Annotated in this window: 1 pseudogene; it reads left to right on the top strand. The window is 20.5% G+C overall.

From position 1 onward, the window contains the following. A pseudogene (locus CAMP5053_RS08430) lies at positions 1 to 371 on the top strand (hypothetical protein); the annotation flags it as partial.

Raw genomic sequence — 371 nt, 5'->3', positions numbered from 1 at the left:
TTGCAAGATATCAACAACATCAACATTGATTCAAAACCCTATTTATTAAAAGCTTTATATTTTTGTGAAGATTATGTTTTATATGATAAAGATAAGCAAGCTTTATTTGATGAAAACACAATAAAAGAATTAGAATTTAACTCTAGTTTTTATACTATCTTTATCTCTCATAAAAACAAACTAAATGATACTTATTTAAATGCAAGAAAAGAACTTTATAAAAGTATTGATGAATTTAAAAGACTTGGTTTTAAAGATTTAGAACATGCTTATCAAACTTATATGAGCTCTTTTATTATCAATGAAGAATTAAATAACAAAGATAAAACAATCAATAAAAATGAAAATAAAGAAATAAATAAAAACTTAAA

Source organism: Campylobacter sp. S4:11 (assembly GCF_024723695.1).
GTDB classification, from domain to species: domain Bacteria; phylum Campylobacterota; class Campylobacteria; order Campylobacterales; family Campylobacteraceae; genus Campylobacter_D; species Campylobacter_D jejuni_C.
This window is presented reverse-complemented; position numbering and strand designations above follow the sequence as displayed.